General features: G+C 68.6%; 19 protein-coding genes. 11 read left to right on the top strand and 8 right to left on the bottom strand.

Features of this window, described 5'->3' with window-relative positions:
- Positions 1–48 precede the first annotated feature (48 nt).
- From PKD89_RS02330 to PKD89_RS02315, 4 genes are all read right to left on the bottom strand, one after another.
- On the bottom strand, positions 49–1,245 hold the full coding sequence (locus PKD89_RS02330; protein ID WP_289011761.1) for a lipid-transfer protein: 1,197 nt from the start codon (positions 1,243–1,245) through the stop codon (positions 49–51).
- Complete coding sequence (locus PKD89_RS02325; protein WP_287375845.1) at positions 1,242–1,745, bottom strand: Zn-ribbon domain-containing OB-fold protein; 504 nt, start codon at positions 1,743–1,745, stop codon at positions 1,242–1,244. The genes PKD89_RS02330 and PKD89_RS02325 overlap by 4 nt, the downstream gene beginning before the upstream one ends.
- A 120-nt stretch (positions 1,746–1,865) precedes the next feature.
- Positions 1,866–2,642: a DUF4349 domain-containing protein gene (locus PKD89_RS02320; protein WP_289011758.1), complete on the bottom strand. Its 777-nt coding sequence runs from the start codon at positions 2,640–2,642 to the stop codon at positions 1,866–1,868.
- 44 nt (positions 2,643–2,686) lie between these two features.
- A complete protein-coding gene (locus tag PKD89_RS02315) occupies positions 2,687–3,517 on the bottom strand; it encodes an SDR family oxidoreductase (protein ID WP_289011756.1) in 831 nt (276 codons plus the stop codon).
- Positions 3,518–3,693: 176 nt separating this feature from the next.
- Between PKD89_RS02315 and PKD89_RS02310 the strand changes: the two genes are divergently transcribed.
- The 7 genes from PKD89_RS02310 (at position 3,694) to PKD89_RS02280 (ending at position 9,523) form a co-directional block, all read left to right on the top strand.
- On the top strand, positions 3,694–4,452 hold the full coding sequence (locus PKD89_RS02310; RefSeq protein ID WP_289011754.1) for an enoyl-CoA hydratase family protein: 759 nt from the start codon (positions 3,694–3,696) through the stop codon (positions 4,450–4,452).
- Positions 4,453–4,540: 88 nt separating this feature from the next.
- Positions 4,541–5,404: a CoA transferase subunit A gene (locus tag PKD89_RS02305; RefSeq protein ID WP_289011752.1), complete on the top strand. Its 864-nt coding sequence runs from the start codon at positions 4,541–4,543 to the stop codon at positions 5,402–5,404.
- Positions 5,401–6,183 carry a CoA-transferase subunit beta gene (locus PKD89_RS02300; RefSeq protein ID WP_289011750.1) on the top strand — a complete coding sequence of 261 codons (783 nt, stop codon included), beginning with the start codon at positions 5,401–5,403 and terminating at the stop codon, positions 6,181–6,183. The genes PKD89_RS02305 and PKD89_RS02300 overlap by 4 nt, the downstream gene beginning before the upstream one ends.
- Positions 6,176–7,285 carry a nitronate monooxygenase gene (locus PKD89_RS02295; RefSeq protein WP_324332251.1) on the top strand — a complete coding sequence of 370 codons (1,110 nt, stop codon included), beginning with the start codon at positions 6,176–6,178 and terminating at the stop codon, positions 7,283–7,285. Before PKD89_RS02300 ends, PKD89_RS02295 begins: the two co-directional genes overlap by 8 nt.
- Before the next feature lie 51 nt (positions 7,286–7,336).
- Complete coding sequence (locus tag PKD89_RS02290; protein ID WP_287375864.1) at positions 7,337–7,678, top strand: hypothetical protein; 342 nt, start codon at positions 7,337–7,339, stop codon at positions 7,676–7,678.
- A complete protein-coding gene (locus tag PKD89_RS02285; RefSeq protein ID WP_289011746.1) occupies positions 7,675–8,223 on the top strand; it encodes a hypothetical protein in 549 nt (182 codons plus the stop codon). The genes PKD89_RS02290 and PKD89_RS02285 overlap by 4 nt, the downstream gene beginning before the upstream one ends.
- A gap of 37 nt (positions 8,224–8,260) precedes the next feature.
- Positions 8,261–9,523: a serine hydrolase domain-containing protein gene (locus PKD89_RS02280; RefSeq protein WP_289011745.1), complete on the top strand. Its 1,263-nt coding sequence runs from the start codon at positions 8,261–8,263 to the stop codon at positions 9,521–9,523.
- Here the strand turns inward: PKD89_RS02280 and PKD89_RS02275 are convergent.
- Positions 9,501–9,959: a hypothetical protein gene (locus PKD89_RS02275; RefSeq protein WP_287375875.1), complete on the bottom strand. Its 459-nt coding sequence runs from the start codon at positions 9,957–9,959 to the stop codon at positions 9,501–9,503. The genes PKD89_RS02280 and PKD89_RS02275 overlap by 23 nt on opposite strands.
- Before the next feature lie 72 nt (positions 9,960–10,031).
- Complete coding sequence (locus PKD89_RS02270; RefSeq protein WP_324332250.1) at positions 10,032–11,234, bottom strand: DUF4349 domain-containing protein; 1,203 nt, start codon at positions 11,232–11,234, stop codon at positions 10,032–10,034.
- 194 nt (positions 11,235–11,428) lie between these two features.
- Between PKD89_RS02270 and PKD89_RS02265 the strand changes: the two genes are divergently transcribed.
- From PKD89_RS02265 to PKD89_RS02250, 4 genes are all read left to right on the top strand, one after another.
- On the top strand, positions 11,429–12,592 hold the full coding sequence (locus PKD89_RS02265) for an acyl-CoA dehydrogenase family protein (protein ID WP_324332249.1): 1,164 nt from the start codon (positions 11,429–11,431) through the stop codon (positions 12,590–12,592).
- 60 nt (positions 12,593–12,652) lie between these two features.
- On the top strand, positions 12,653–13,702 hold the full coding sequence (locus tag PKD89_RS02260; RefSeq protein WP_287375882.1) for an acyl-CoA dehydrogenase family protein: 1,050 nt from the start codon (positions 12,653–12,655) through the stop codon (positions 13,700–13,702).
- 94 nt (positions 13,703–13,796) lie between these two features.
- Positions 13,797–14,015 (top strand): ribbon-helix-helix domain-containing protein, encoded by a 219-nt coding sequence (locus PKD89_RS02255; protein ID WP_287375885.1) that lies wholly within the window; start codon positions 13,797–13,799, stop codon positions 14,013–14,015.
- Complete coding sequence (locus tag PKD89_RS02250; RefSeq protein WP_349257314.1) at positions 14,012–14,362, top strand: type II toxin-antitoxin system PemK/MazF family toxin; 351 nt, start codon at positions 14,012–14,014, stop codon at positions 14,360–14,362. Before PKD89_RS02255 ends, PKD89_RS02250 begins: the two co-directional genes overlap by 4 nt.
- A gap of 153 nt (positions 14,363–14,515) precedes the next feature.
- On the opposite strand, the gene PKD89_RS02245 is transcribed toward PKD89_RS02250, so the two are convergent.
- Together PKD89_RS02245 and PKD89_RS02240 are read right to left on the bottom strand one after the other, a co-directional pair.
- Positions 14,516–14,899, bottom strand: coding sequence for a hypothetical protein (locus PKD89_RS02245; RefSeq protein WP_289012424.1), 384 nt, complete (start codon positions 14,897–14,899; stop codon positions 14,516–14,518).
- Positions 14,899–15,153 carry a hypothetical protein gene (locus PKD89_RS02240; protein WP_287375890.1) on the bottom strand — a complete coding sequence of 85 codons (255 nt, stop codon included), beginning with the start codon at positions 15,151–15,153 and terminating at the stop codon, positions 14,899–14,901. The genes PKD89_RS02245 and PKD89_RS02240 overlap by 1 nt, the downstream gene beginning before the upstream one ends.
- Positions 15,154–15,246: the final 93 nt, after the last annotated feature.

The following is a 15,246-nucleotide window of genomic DNA, read 5'->3' as shown; positions in this document are numbered from 1 at the left end:
GGTAGCGGGCTGACCGCCCCGGAGCGGCGGCGACCGTCGGGACAGGGCTCAGCGGGTCAGGATGACCGAGGATCCGTGGCCGAACAGGCCTTGGTTGGCGGTGATGCCCACCTTGGCGTCCTCGACCTGACGGCCCTCCGCCTCGCCGCGCAGCTGCCAGGTGAGCTCGCAGGCCTGAGCGATCGCCTGTGCGGGCACGGCCTCGCCGAAGCAGGCCAGGCCGCCCGACGGGTTGACCGGCAGGCGTCCGCCCAGGGTGGTTGCGCCCTCTCGGATCATCCCTTCGGCCTCGCCGGGCTCGCAGAAGCCCAGGTCCTCGTACCAGTCGAGCTCCAAGGCGGCGGACAGGTCGTACACCTCGGCGACGTCGACGTCCTCGGGACCGAGGCCCGCCTCCTCGTAGGCGGAGTGCCCGATGCTCTGCTTGAAGGTGCGTTCCGGCAGGGGATAGCCCACCGTCGAGTCGGTGGCGAAGTGCGGCATCTCGATGACCGTGTTGGGGTAGGTCGGCGTCGTCGTCGACACCGCCGCCACCCTCACCGGGCGGTCAAGACCACGCTTCTTGGCGTACTCCATCGAGGTGAGCACCATCGCCGCGCCGCCGTCAGAGGTGGCGCAGATGTGCAGCAGGTGCAAGGGATCGGCGACCACCGGCGAGGCGGCGACGTCCTCAGCCGTGAACGCTTTGCGGTAGCGGGCGTACGGGTTGTTGAGGCCGTGCTTGGCGTTCTTGAGCTTCACCGCGGTGAAGTCGTCGACGGTCGCCCCGAAGAGGTCGATGCGGCGCCGGGCGTACATGCCGAAGTAGGTGGGGTTGGTTGCCCCGAGCAGGCGAAAGCGCAGCCAGTCCGGATCGGTGGTGCGCTCGCCGCCCTGCGGGGCCAGGAAACCCTTGGGGGTGGTGTCGGCACCGACAACCAACGCAACGTCGCAGCGTCCCGACAGGATGCGGGCTCGAGCGGCCTCGATCGCCATGGCGCCGGAGGCACACGCCCCGTAGTTCGACGTCACCGGCACGCCGGTCCACCCGAGTGCCTGGGCGAACGTCGCTCCTGCGACGTAGCCGGGATAGCCGTTGCGCATCGTGTCGGCGCCGGACACGAAGCCGACGTCCTCCCACGGGATACCGGCGTCGCTCAGCGCAGCAAGAGCGGCATGGACGCCGTAGGTCACGAAGTTGTGACCCCACTTGCCCCACGGGTGCATGCCGACGCCGGCGACGGCGACCTCGTTGGTGCTGCTCATTGCGTTGCCTCCTCGGCCGGGCCCGATGCCGTTGCGTTGCTCGATGCTGTGGTGTTGGCGGCAGGGCGCCACTTCCACACCACCCGCTCGCCGTCATCGTCGACGAAGAGCGTGTCGATGACGAGCTCCATTTCCATTCCCACCTTCAAATCGGCCATGCCGACGTCGCTCGGCACCTGGCCGAGTACGACCAGCCCCTCCTCGGCCAGTTCGACCGCAGCGATGGCAAACGGCTCGAAACCGCCCGGTGGTTCGATGTACGGCGCCGGCGGCTGATAGCCGGCCGAGGTGTAGCTCCACAGCGTGCCTCGGGTGCTCAGCCGAACCGGCTCGGTGGCGCCGCCGGCGTGGCCCGGAGCCCGGGAGGTGTCGGTGGGCGGAAAGAAGTAGGTGCCCGAGCCGATGCAGCGCGAGCCGATCAACGCCGGCTCGGGATCGGTCTCGAACCAGCCCTCGATGGCAAGCTGCGCTGTCGGGTTGGTGGACTGCTGAGCGCTCATGGCGTTCTCCTGGGGTCCGGGGCGGGGCAGACGATCGAGGTGGGGTGCGGGCCCAAACCTGACGATGCGTCAGATCTTGAGACAAACCTTGTCAGATCCCGATCCACAGCGTCGAACGGGTCAGGTCGTCTGACCCCAATCCTGCACGCCAGGGTTCTTCTCCGGGCTGTTTTGGCGGGGGTCCTCCTCAACCGGGCCGATCACCGGGCTGGGCTTGTGGTGGGTCTTGCGCCGCATCCAAACGAATCCGATGCCGATGCCTATGAGCAGCCAAACCGTGCGGCTGAGGAGCAGCCAGGTTGTCGAACCGAGGATTCCCCGGCCCGGCTGGATCTGCACAACGATCACCGGGAAGTTGGCCGTCTCGGCCAGCTCCTGAAGCTTCTTCTGGGCTTCGACCGCCTCTTGGTCGCTGTCGTCGGTTGCAGGCTCCGTCGTCAGACGTTCGTCAAGGATCTGGGCGATCTCGGTGAGTTCGCTCCGGCGCTCGATGTCGTCGCGGCCCCTGATCTCCTGGTCGACCACGGTGCCCACGCCAGCCGTGTTGAGGTCGGCCAACGCAGCGTCGAACTGGGCGGCCGGGACACGAAACGTCATGACCGTCTCGGACCGCCGGGGAATGATCCCGAACGCCTTGCGGGGGAGGTCGGTGTTTTCTTTCTCGAGCTGACCTTGATGGCTTTGTTGAATGATGACGCGGACGTCGTCGTGCGCTTCGGCAACGTCCGACGTCTCGATGTTGAGCTTCGCGTTGTACTCGCCTTTCGGGCCGGGCCCGGGGTTCCAGTCGCGGGCCCCGAGGAACACGCCGGCGAGGAGCAGTGTCGCTGTGGCGACGATGATTGCGATGACGATTGCTTTGATTGGGGACTTCTTGGGTTGGGGGTTAGCGACCATGATCAGGCCGGAAGGGACGGGGGAGGGCCCGCTGTGGCACCGGCCTAGCTGCAATCTTCGTGATCAACTTGGGCCTCCTCGAGGAACGCTGGCCGTTCGCCGCCCCCGTGCACCGTGAGGGTCGACCCGGTGACGTAGGACGCTAGCGGGGACGCCAGGAAGACGCAGGCGTTGGCCAGATCGGTCGGAGTGCCCATGCGACCGAGCGGCACGGTGGCGGCCACCGCCGCGACGCCCTCCTCGTCGCCGTAGTGCAGGTGCGCCTGCTCGGTCTCGATCAGGCCGGCGACGACGGCGTTGAGCCGCACTTTGGGGGCCCACTCCACAGCGAGGGACTGGGTGAGTCCGATCAATCCGGCCTTGGCCGCGCCGTAGGCGGCGGTTCCCGGCGACGGCCGAACGCCTGAGACCGAGGCGATGTTAATGATCGACCCACCGGTGTCCTGGGTACGCATCACCCGATTGGCCCGCTGGGCGACGTGGAGCGGGGCGGTCAGGTTGAGTGCGATGATCGCCTCGTGGAACCTGGGGCTCACCTCGGCGGCATCGACGTGCGGGGCGCCCCCGGCATTGTTGACGACCACGTCCAGGCGTCCCTCGGTGGCCTCGATGTCGGAGATCAAGGCGTCGACAGCGGTGGCATCGCGGACGTCGGCGGCGACGAAGCGGGCCTCCCGCCCCCCGGAGGAGGGAAGCTCGTCCGGCTCGTTGCGCCCGCAGATCACCACGTCGGCACCGTGGCCGAGGAAGGCCTCGCTGATGCCCCGCCCGATGCCACGCGAGCCGCCGGTGACCAGGACGACCGATCCGGAGAAGTCCAACGGGTCGGCTGCATCGCCAACCGGGGTGGGGCGGGGGTTGGGGGCGTTCGTCATGGGGGATCCTCTCCTCAGATCGAATTCGACTGCGGGCTGGACTACGTTGCCACAAGAATCTGACGCGTCGTCAGATGTGTGGGAACGGGTCGTCCCGGCGCAGGGAGCGAGCCGCGATCGCAGGCTCGAGCCGGGTGACCATGGCTCCGAGCACTCACAGCGTGGAGGCGAACACCATGGGCTTTGAAGTTACGACCACCAACGGGATCCGCCACCTGGTGATGGACAACCCTCCGGTCAACGCCCTGATGGTCGCCGGCTGGTTCGAGCTGGCCGAACTGCTCACCGAGGCCGGGCGTGACCCGGAGGTGGCGGTGGTCATCCTCTCGGCGGCAGGCAAGGGCTTCAACGCCGGTGTCGACATCAAGGAGATGCAGAACACCGAGGGCTTCGACGCCCTGATCGGCGCCAACCGTGGCTGTGCTGCGGCCTTCGGCGCCATCTATGACTGCGAAGTGCCGGTGATCTGTGCCGTGCACGACTTCGTGCTCGGCGGCGGCATCGGCCTGATCGGCAACGCCGACGTCATCGTCGCCGCCGAGGGCACGACCATTGGGCTGCCGGAGGTGAAGCAGGGCGCGCTCGGCGCCGCCACCCACCTGTCCCGGCTGGTGCCCCCGCACCGCATGCGTCAGATGGTCTATACCGCCGAGCCGATCGACGTTTCGATGTTGCACGAGTGGGGGTCGGTGGCCGAGGTGGTGCCACGCGACGAGCTGTTGGCCACCGCCGAGCGCATCGCCGAGCAGATCGCCCGCCACAGCAACCTGGTGATCCGGGCGGCCAAGGAGTCGCTGAACGCCATCGATCCGGTCGACGTGCGCCGCAGCTACCGCATGGAGCAGGGCTTCACGTTCGAGCTCAACCTGTCCGGCGTGTCCGACGAGGCCCGCGACGCCTTCGTCGAGAAACGCGATCCGACCTACAAGCGCTGACCCCACCGGCGAGCGCAAGGCACCACCAGTTCTTCAGATGTTGAACACGCAGTTCGGCATCACTCAGGTCTCAACAAGGAGGGCCCACGTGGCCAACAAAGTCACCACAGCGGCCGAGGCGACCTCGCACATCACCTCGGGAATGACGATCGGCATCGGCGGCTGGGGGGCCAGGCGCAAGCCGTTGGCGCTCATCGCCGAACTTGTCGCCCGCGACGACCTGACCGACCTCACCGTCGTCGCCTACGGCGGCCCCGAGGTGGGCATCCTGTGCCGCGCCGGCAAGGTGGCCAAGGTGATCTCCGGGTTCGTCACCCTCGACACGATCCCGCTCGAGCCCCACTACCGCATCGCCCGCCAGACCGGGTCGATCGAGGCGGCCGAGTGGGACGAGGGCATGATCCTGCTCGGGCTGAACGCCGCCGGCTGGAACCTCCCGTTCCTGCCCACCCGCGGTGGCCTGGGCTCCGACGTACCCCGGGTGATGCCGGACCTGAAGATGGTCACCAGCCCCTACCCCGGGCGCAACGGCGGTGAGCCCGAGGAGCTGCTCGCCGTGCCGGCGCTGCACCTGGACGCCGCCCTGATTCACGCCCAGCGCGCCGACGCCCAGGGCAACGCCCAGTTGCTCGGCGAGGACCCGTTCTTCGATGACCTGTTTGTGCGGGCAGCCGACCGGGCGATCGTCAGCTGCGAACGCCTGGTCGACACGGCCGAGTTTCTCGACGAGGGGCCGGTGCAGACCCTGCTGGTCAGCCGGTTGAACACCGACGCCGTCGTCGAGGCCCCCGGTGGCGCCGGCTTTACCCAGTGCCTGCCCGACTACGAACGCGACGAGGATGCCCAGCGGGCCTACGTCGCCACCGCCAAGAGCGACGAGGCGTGGGACGAGTGGCTCGCCGCGTTCATCGCCAACCCCAGCCGTCAGATCAGCCAGGAGGCCACCCGATGAGCAACCAAGATGTCACCCGCGCCGACTACTGCGCCGTCGCCATCGCCGAGGCGTTCCGGGGCGACGGCGAGATCCTCTGCAACCCGATCGGCAACGTGCCGCTGATCGGCGGCCGCCTGGCGCGGGCCTCCTTCGAGCCCGACCTGGCGATCACCGACGGGCTCGCCACCCTGACCGCCAACACGCCCGCGGTCGGACGGCCCGACCCCGACCGCGTCGTCGAGCACTGGAACCCTTACCGGCGCATGTTCGAGCTGCTCTGGAACGGCCAACGCCACGTGATGATGGGCGCCAGCCAGGTCGACCGCTACGGCAACCAGAACCTGGCCGCCATCGGCGACTGGCACAAGCCCAAGGCCCAGCTGCTGGGCTTCCGCGGGGCGCCGGGCAACACGATCAGTCACGCCACCAGCTACTTCGTGGGCAATCACTCGCCCAAGTCGCTGGTCGAGGCCGTCGACGTCGTCTCGGGTGTGGGCTACGACCGGGCCGCCGAGCTGGGCCCGGAGACCTCACGGTTCCACGAGATTCGCCGGGTGGTCACCAACCTGTGCGTCATCGACTTTGAGGCCACCGACGCCAACGGCGTGCACTGCGCCCGGCTGCGCTCGGTTCACCCCTGGTCGAGCGTCGATGACGTGGTTGCCGCCACCGGCTTCGAGCTGGCCCTACCCGACGACGTCCCCGAGTCCCGTGCTCCGACCGCGGATGAGGTGGCGCTGCTGCGCAACCAGATCGATCCCGATGGTCTCGCCGGACGGGAAGTCCCGAATGAGTGAGGGGCCAAACACCACGCACGCTGCCCTCACCACACGGTTCAGCAAGCTGGTGGGCGTGCGTCTGCCGGTGGTGCAGACCGGCATGGGCTGGGTCTCGGGTGCGACGCTGACAGCGGCGACCGCCAACGCCGGCGGTCTCGGCATCCTCGCCTCGGCGACGATGACCTTCGACGAGCTCGACGACGCCATCACCCGCGTTGCGGCCGCCACAGACGCCCCGTTCGGCGTCAACCTGTTGCCCGCCCAGGCCGATCTGGACAGGGGGCTGGGCCTGATGGAGGAGCGGGGCGTGGCGGTTGCGTCTTTTGCCGGGCCCCCGTCGGCCAAGGTGGTCACCCGCCTCAACGATGCCGGCATCCACACGATGGTCACCGTCGGCGCACGCCGACACGCCGAGAAAATGGCCGGCCTCGGGGTCGCCTGCATCATCGCCCAGGGCGGCGAGGGCGGCGGCCACACTGGAGCAGTGCCTACCAGCCTTCTGGTGCCCGACGTGGCCGACGCGGTCGGTGCAGGCACGACGGCCGGCCCGACCGGCGACGGCGTCATCGTGCTCGGCGCCGGCGGCTATCGGGACGGGCGCGGCCTGGTGGCAGCGCTGGCCCAGGGGGCCGACGGCATCGCCATGGGCACCCGCTTTCTGCTCACCGCCGAGTCGGGCGTGCCCGACGAGATCAAGGCGATCTACCTCAAGACCCCGGTGACCGGCACGGTGCGCACCACCGCCATCGACGGGGCGCCCCAGCGGGTGATCGCCACCGACGTCATCGCGGCGCTCGAGTCGGGCATCGCCCCGGTGCGGGTGGCCAACGCGCTGCGCAACGCGCTGAAGTTCCGGGCGCTGACCGGCACCTCGATGAAGGACCTCATCACGACCGGGCTGGCGATGCGCAAGAACCAGGACCTCACCTGGGCCCAGCTGGCGATGGCGGCCAACGCGCCGATGCTGACCAAGGCGGCGATGGTCGACGGCCAGGCCGAGGTGGGAATCCTGCCCACCGGTCAGGTGGTCGGCGTGATCGACTCGCTGCCGAGGGTCGCCGAGGTGCTTGGCGACATCGTCACCGAGGCCGAGGCCACCCTGGAGCGCCTCGCCGGCTGAGCAGTGCCAAACTGCCAACCCGCAGTCCGAAAAGGTCAGGTAGGGTTTTCCATGGGCCGTCACACTTCGACTGACCTCAATGAAGAGGACTTTGCGCTGGGAGAGGCCGACAGATTGGCTCGGCAGCTGGCAGAGGCATTCAACAAGGATTACGAACGCGTCGATCTGGCCCCAGAAGTCTCGGTCCATCGGACGATCGGGGGAGATGACCAGCCTCTGTATGTGTTTCAGCTCAATGTCGACCTAGCGGACGACCTTCCGTCGGAGGAGTACCCGATGGATGAGCTGCAGGTCTTGGCGTCTGCGCTTCGAGCGAAGGTCGCCGGTACCGACATGGACCGTTGGCGGTGGTTGGTATCCCTTGGTACGAAAGCCGGTGCTGGCCGTCAATGATCCGCCCCGACGATCTGTTGGACCACGCCCGGGCGTTGCTTCCGTCGCGACGCGGGCGTCCAAAGGAAGTTGACTTGCGGCGGGGCACGAGCGCTGCCTACTACGCCGTCTTTCAACATCTCACTGACGAAGCTGCTCGGCACCTTATTGGTTCGGCACCCCAGCTCGACCAGAACAAAATCCGTCGCACTTGGTCGCACGGAGAACTGGCGGCGGCAGCTGACATGATCGACGAGCGCTCCAACGTTCTTAAGCGAGACCCGCACGCAGAACTCCCAAAGCCCGCTCAGGCATGGGGGCCCCTCGTAGACATGGCTGCAAAGGATGTGGCGCTGGTCGAGGCGCTCAGACTGTTCAGCGAACTTCAGGGGCGACGACATCTGGCTGACTACGACCATGATGCGTCCTTCGACAAGCTGACGTTGTTGTCTGCGCTCCGGGACGCGACCCGGTCGCGGGAGCTGCTCGCAGCTCCATCCGCAGCCAGCCGAGAAGCGCTCTTCACCCTCATAACGGTCCGTCGTTCCGATTTCAGGGAGCGCTGACGGTGCTGAAAATAGCTCAGAAGAGGATGCCTACACGATGATGCTGCCGGAGCGCAGGGGACCAGTGCTGAAGGTGCGGGAGCTGACCGATCCCGCCAAGGTGGGCATGGACGCCGAACGTCTGGCGCGCATCGACGACCACTTCCGCGCCTATGTCGACGATGGCCGCCTGCCCGGTTGGACCATCGCGGTCACCCGGCGTGGCCAGCTGGTACACCGAACCAACTACGGCGCCGCCGACCCCGCCGATGGGCGACAGGTCACCGACGACACCGTCTTTCGCATCTACTCGATGACCAAGCCGATCACGTCGGTGGCGGCGATGATGCTCTACGAGGAGGGTCGCTTCGAGCTGACCGACCCCCTTGAGGCCTACCTGCCCGAGTTTGCCGACACCCGCGTGTGGCGGGGTGGTTCCAGCACGGCGCCGGTCACCGAGCCGATCACCGAGCCGCTGCGGATCTGGCACCTGCTCACCCACACCTCGGGCCTCACCTACGGCTTTCAGCGCAGCCACCCGACCGATGCCCTGTATCGGGACGCCGGCTACGAGTTGGGTGCCCCCGCCGGGGTCACCCTGGCCGACGCAGTGAAGACCTGGGCGGGGTTGCCGCTGGCGTTTCAGCCGGGGACCGCCTGGTGCTACTCGGTGTCCACCGACGTGCTCGGCCGCCTGGTCGAGGTGCTCAGCGGGCAGAGCCTGGACGTCTTCCTGGCAGAACGAATCCTGGGGCCGCTCGGCATGGTCGACACTGCCTTCGGCCTGGCCGAGGACCAGCGCAGCCGGCTGGCGGCGCTGCACGTGCCCGACCCGGCCTCCAGGAAGGCGGTGCGCTTCGACGAGCTGGCGCCGGTCAGCCGCACCGTGCCGTCGTTCCTGTCGGGCGGCGGTGGCCTGGTGTCGACAGCGGACGACTACCTGCGCTTCTGCGACTTCCTGCTGCGCCAGGGTGAGCGCAACGGGGTGCGTCTGCTCAGCCCCCGCACCGTCGACTACATGACCCGCAACCACCTGCCAGGCGGGTCCGACCTGGCCGGGTACGCCCGGTCGATGTTCGCCGAGACCGCCTACGCCGGGGTCGGTTTTGGGCTGGGGTTCTCCGTCGTCGTGGACCCGGCGGCCAACAAGGTGCTCACCTCGCCGGGAACGTTCTCCTGGGGAGGGGCCGCCTCGACCGGTTTCTACGTTGATCCGGTCGAGGAGGTCACAGCGCTGTTCATGACCCAGCTGCTGCCGTCGAGTACGTGGCCGCTGCGCAGCCAGCTCACCCAGCTGGTCAGCCAGGCGATCCTCGCCTGAGCTGATCGGCCGCCCGGGACGACTTGCGAACTCCGGGGATCAACCGAAGCGCCACCATCAGCGCCTCGGACAACTCGCTGACGTCGGCGCCGATCGTCTGCACCTTGCCGTCGACCACCTCCACCAGGCGCAACACATCGGGAAGGACCCGGTCCAGCGACTGTTGGAGCGGTTCGATGCGGCCATCGATGGCATCGACGACCGCGACTGCGCCGTCGATGTTGGCGCCGATCTGCTCGGCCACCCGCTCGATCTGCGGGACCGCACGGTTGACGACGGCGGTGGTCGTGTCGATCTGGGCCTGCAACTCGTGGATGGTGGCCGGCAGCACGGAGACGGTCTCACGCAGCGACCGGAGGGTGCTGGGAACCATGATCACCTCGGTGGCCAGGTCCACCGGCCATCGAACGAGCTGCTCCGTCAACGATCTCCCCATGTGGCAACCATATCCAGGGGCCTGTCGGCACCTCCTGGGCGGAGCCCCGGACCGGGAGGCGCCAGCGTCATGTCATCTGCCCGACGATGTGGTGTCGGCTGCGTGCCCGGCGCCGCGGCGCCGACGGACCAGGCGAACGACCAACCACACGAGCAGCCCGATGGCCAGGAACGGGGCGATGGCGGCCACGGCGACGACGATGGCGTTCACGACGGCGGTGAAGGCCTGCCAGCCGCTGGTCAGCCCGTCGATGAAGCCGACGCTGTCGTCCTCGTCGATCACCGGGTCGAGGCGCTTACCGGGCTCGGTGATCGTCAGCGTCACCGTCGACTCGGCCACCTGGGCCTCGATCGTGCGCAGCTGCCCCTGGATGCCCTCCAGTTCGGTCTCCCGGCGCAGCAGCTCGCTTTCGAGCATGCCGATCTGGCCGGCATCCGATGCGTCGGCGAGGAAGCCCTGAAGCCGGGTGATCGAGGCCTTGAGCGTGGTGATTCGCCCCTCCAGGTCGGTCACCGTGCCGGTGACGTCGTCGGTCGACACGCTGCGGTTCTTCACCTTGCCCAGCTCGGACAGCTGCTCCATGGCCGCATCGAAGTTCTTCGGTGGGATCGCCAGCGTGAGCACCACCGACGAGTTGCCCGAAAAGCTGGTCTGCTCCTGGGCGACCCGGCCACCCAGGGCGCCGACGAGGGAGCGGGCCTTGGCCGCCGCCGTGTCCGGTTCTTTGGCGGTGAGGTCGAGGGTGGCGGTGCGCACCAGATCGCGGTCCACCCCGGTGACCTGCGGGGTCTCGGTCGGTCCGATGGGGATGCCGGGCGTCACCTCGTCGGTGGTCACCTCCGCAGCTGCGCCCGACTGGTCAGCGTTGGGGACGCCGGCAGCCGGCTGCGCCCCCTTTGTCGAGACCCCGCCGTCGGGCTCTGCCCTTGCCACCTCGGGGTCGGGTAGTGCCGCACCGGTTGCTCCCGAGGTCGAGGCGTCGCCCGCCCCGGTGCCCTGCAGCGCCGTGCCCAGTCCGGCCAGGGCGGCGAGCGCCACGATCACAGCCAACGCCGCCAACCAGCGGTGCCGGCCGAAGAGGCCGCCGAGGCGCCGGAGTCGGGTGCTCGACGGCGGGGCGCCGGACCGGTCGCCGGGCCCCGCCGAAGGTGGCCCGTCGGTCCGGTCAGCCGCAGCATCGACGTCCCCGCTCCGTTCGGACCGCCGGTGTCCTTCGTCGTCGGTGGGCGCCGTTGCGTCGTGTGGCGGACGGGTGGGGGTGATCATCGTGCTCATCGGCGCTCCTCAGGTCATGGTGTAGCCGTGGGTGTGGAGATGAGACGTTCCGAGCTGCCCCGCGAGTTCCCGAATGCTCAGGATTGTTTCGGTTCCTGCGCCGGAGGGCGGCAGGGCGTCGCTTCTCGCAGGCCGGATATCGGCTGCCCTGATCGGACTGGTACCTTCATCCATCCCGACCCGCCGGAGGACCGATGGAACTGCTCGACAGCCCCAGCGAGGCTGCATTTCGCGTCGAGGTGCGCGGCTGGCTCGCCGACCACGTGCCCGCCGAGCCGCTGCCCTCCGGCGACACCGCCGAGGGCTTTGCCGCCCATCTCGATTGGGAACGCACGCTGTTCGACGCTCGCTATGCCGTCGTGTCGTGGCCCGAGGCCTACGGGGGCCGGGAGGCCACCCTGTGGGAGTGGCTGATCTTCGAGGAGGAGTACTACCGGGCCGGGGCACCCCAGCGGGTGACCCAGAACGGCATCTTCCTGTTGGCGCCCACCATTTTTGAGTACGGCACCCAGGAACAACAGGATCGGTTCCTCCCCCGCATGGCGTCGGCCGACGACCTGTGGTGCCAGGGCTGGTCCGAACCCAACGCCGGCAGCGACCTGGCGGCGATCACCTCGAAGGCGGTGCGCGACGAGGCAGCTGGCGGCTGGCGGTTGACCGGCCAGAAAACCTGGACCACCCGGGGGGCGTTCTGTACCCACTTGTTCGGGCTGTTCCGCCCCGCCCCCGACCAGCAGCGCCATCGTGGCCTCACTTCCTTCATGGGGCCTCTGGCGGCGGGGGGCACCCCCGGGCGCGGCTTCACCCGCCTCGACGGCGATGAGGGCTTTGCCGAGGTGTTCTTCGAGGACGCGTTCGTCTCCGACGAGTGGGTGCTGGGGGAGGTGGACGCCGGCTGGTCGGTGGCCATGTCGACCACCTCGTCCGAGCGGGGGCTCACCTTGCGGTCGCCGGGACGGTTCATGGCGACCGCCGAGCGGCTGGTCGCCCGGGCGAGGGAGCACGAGGATCTCGATCCGGTGCTCGCCGACCGGGTCACCACGGCGTGGATGGCCGCCGAGGCCTACCAGCTCTACACCCTGGCCGACGTCACCGACGTGACCGAGGGCCGCCCGCCGGGCGCCCGTTCCAGCCTCAACAAGCTGTGGTGGTCCGAGCTCGACGTCGAGCTGCACCGGGTGGGCCTCGAGCTGGCCGGTGCGGAGGCCGAACTCGACGAGGGCTCGCCGGGTGCCGTCGACGACGGCCGTTGGATGAAGGGCTGGCAGTTTGCGCTGTCCGGGCCGATCTACGCCGGCACCAACGAGATCCAACGCAACATCGTCGCCGAGCGCGTGCTCGGCCTGCCCCGCAAGTGAGCGCCGGGGTGATCGACGCAGCGGCCACATCAGCACTGAGCAACAACAGGGAGCTTCGCCATGCGGTTCGCATTTGAGGACGAGCAACTGGAACTGGCCGACGCGGTTCGGGACCTGCTGATCCGTGAGGTGCCGGCCAGTCGGGTACGAGAGGCGTGGGACTCGGACGACGGTCGGCTGCACGACGTGTGGGCCAAGCTGGCCGACATGGGCGTGCTGGGGCTGATGGTTCCCGAGGCCCACGGCGGCTTTGGCCTGTCCGAGGAGGAGCTGGTGCTCGCCCTCACCGAGTGCGGCCGCGTGGCCCTGCCCGACCCGGTGTTGTCCTCCGCCATGGTCGTGGCCCCAATGCTGGCCGAGGTGATCGGTCAGGAGCACCCGCCCGAGGGCGCGGTCGAGCTGGCCACCACGTGGCTGGAGCGGCTGCCCGGCGGCGCCACCGCCGTGCCGGCGTTCCCGGCCGCCAAAACGGTGGCCTTCGCCAACTCGGCCGACGTCATCATCGGGTACGCAGACGGCGAGCTTCACGTCGTCGACCCCTCGTCGGTGCGGCTGTCGCCGGAGCGGTCGGTCGACGGCGCCCGCAAGCTGTCGCGCGTCGAGTGGCAGACCCACCCCGACACGCTGTTGGCCGATGGCGACGCCGCCCGGGCGATGATCCGCAACGCCTGGAACCGGGCGGCGCTCGGCACCGCCGCTCAGCTGCTGGGCCTGGGCGAGACCATGCTGGACATGACGGTCGGCTATGTCTCCGAGCGCAAGCAGTTCGGCGTGCCGGTCGGGTCGTTTCAGGCGGTCAAGCACCACCTGGCCGACGCCCGCCTGCAGCTGTCGTTCGCGGCTCCGATGGTGCACCGTGCGGCGCACAGCCTGGCCAACGGCGATCCCGACGCGCATCGCCACGTGTCGATGGCCAAGGCGATGGCCTCGGAGGCTGTCATGTTCGTTGGCGAGCAAGCGCTGCAGTGCCATGGGGCGATCGGCTACACGACCGAGTACGACCTGCACCTGTACCTGAAGCGCAGTTGGGCCCTGGCTTCCCGCTTCGGTGATGCCCGCTGGCACCGCCGCCGGGTGGCGGCCGCCCTTGGCTTGGATCCGCTGACGTAGAGAGACCGTGCCGGCCCCCCCAGATCGCCGGTTGCCGGTCGTGAGGCCCCGTGCGCTGGTAGCCCGACGGTCCTACTCGGGGTAGCATCGTGGTATGAAGCTCAGCGTCAGTCTGCCCGAGGGCGATGTCGAGTACCTCGACGCCTACGCGGAAAAGCAGCGGCTGGGCTCCCGGTCCGCAGCGATTCAGAAGGCGGTGCGGTTGCTCCGCGCCTCAGAGCTCGGCGCTGCGTATGACGAGGCGTGGAGCGAGTGGGTGGACGGTGAGGATGACCATCTCTGGGACGTAGCGACCGCCGATGGGCTTGCCTGATGCGTCGCGGTGAGATCCGGTGGGTGGATCTCGATCCCAGTCGAGGCGCCGAGTCGGACAAGCGTCGGCCGGTCGTGATCGTCAGCAACGACGGTGCGAACATGACTGCGACCAGGCTGGGGCGCGGAGTGGTCACGGTCGTTCCGGTGACCTCCAACACCGAACGGGTCTACCCGTTCCAGGTGCTGATCACCGCCGGCGAAACCGGTCTCACCCGAGACTCCAAGGCGCAGGCGGAACAGGTCCGATCGATCGCAGTCGAGCGCCTCGGGGGGCGAATCGGAGCGCTCTCCGGCGTTCAGCTGGCTGAGCTCGACGAGGCGCTGCGACTCCATCTGGCCCTCTGACCACTCCTGTCTGTCAGTGGAAGAGACCCGACTCCGTGCCCCATTTTGGCAAGGCCTCCCCAACTCGGGAGCCCACACGACCGCCAGGCCGCGCTCTGGGCTCCCCACTTCGGCAAGAACCCCTGAATGTCAGGAGAGAAGACCCGGCCGGGCCTACACGTCGTGAACCGCGAGTCGGCGCCCGAGCGCGTCGGCAACCTGTTCGATGTGGCCCCTGTTGGACGTCACGACGGCGTCGTCGCGACGCATGGCACCTTCAGCGACGGCGACATCGACGATGTCGGGGAGACCGCTCCGGGCGATCAACGTGCCGATTTGTCGAGCCTGGACTTCCAGCATGTTCTCCACCTGGCAGCCCTTTAACAGCCTGGTCAGGTGATGCTGCGGGCCCCCACGCCAGGCTTCGGCCAGCACGCCGACCGGAACTGTTGGCACCAACCCTCGGCTGAGCGAGGCCCGGTGGAGTGCCCACATCAGCCGATCGTCGCGTTCAGCTGCGATCAATGCGCCGGTGTCATAGGTCAGCCCGTTGGCCATCACGCGGTCTTTGCAGCCGGGTCGCCGAGGAGATGGTCGAGGAGGGCCTCTCCGGCGGAGCGTTCGGCTGTGGTGAGCTGACCCGCTTCGGCCTCCCACTCGGCGACACCCTGGTGCCCCTCGCGCAGGAGCAGCGCGCGCTCGGCGGCTGCGGAGAGCCAAGCGGAAAAGGACATCCCGTCGGTTCTGGCGGCCCGTTCGACCCGGGCCGCCACGGAATCGTCCAAGGACACGGATCGTTTCGTCACGGCCATATGGCGATGGTAATACTACCGGTAGTACCGGTCAATGGGTCGGTGAGGCCCGGGTAGGGGGGCCGGGTAGCAGAGGGGGAGGGCCGGGTACGG

Source organism: Candidatus Neomicrothrix sp. (assembly GCF_035329545.1).
Lineage (GTDB): Bacteria > Actinomycetota > Acidimicrobiia > Acidimicrobiales > Microtrichaceae > Microthrix > Microthrix subdominans.
Note: the sequence above shows the minus strand (reverse complement) of the source record. Positions and strands in the feature narration are given on the sequence as shown.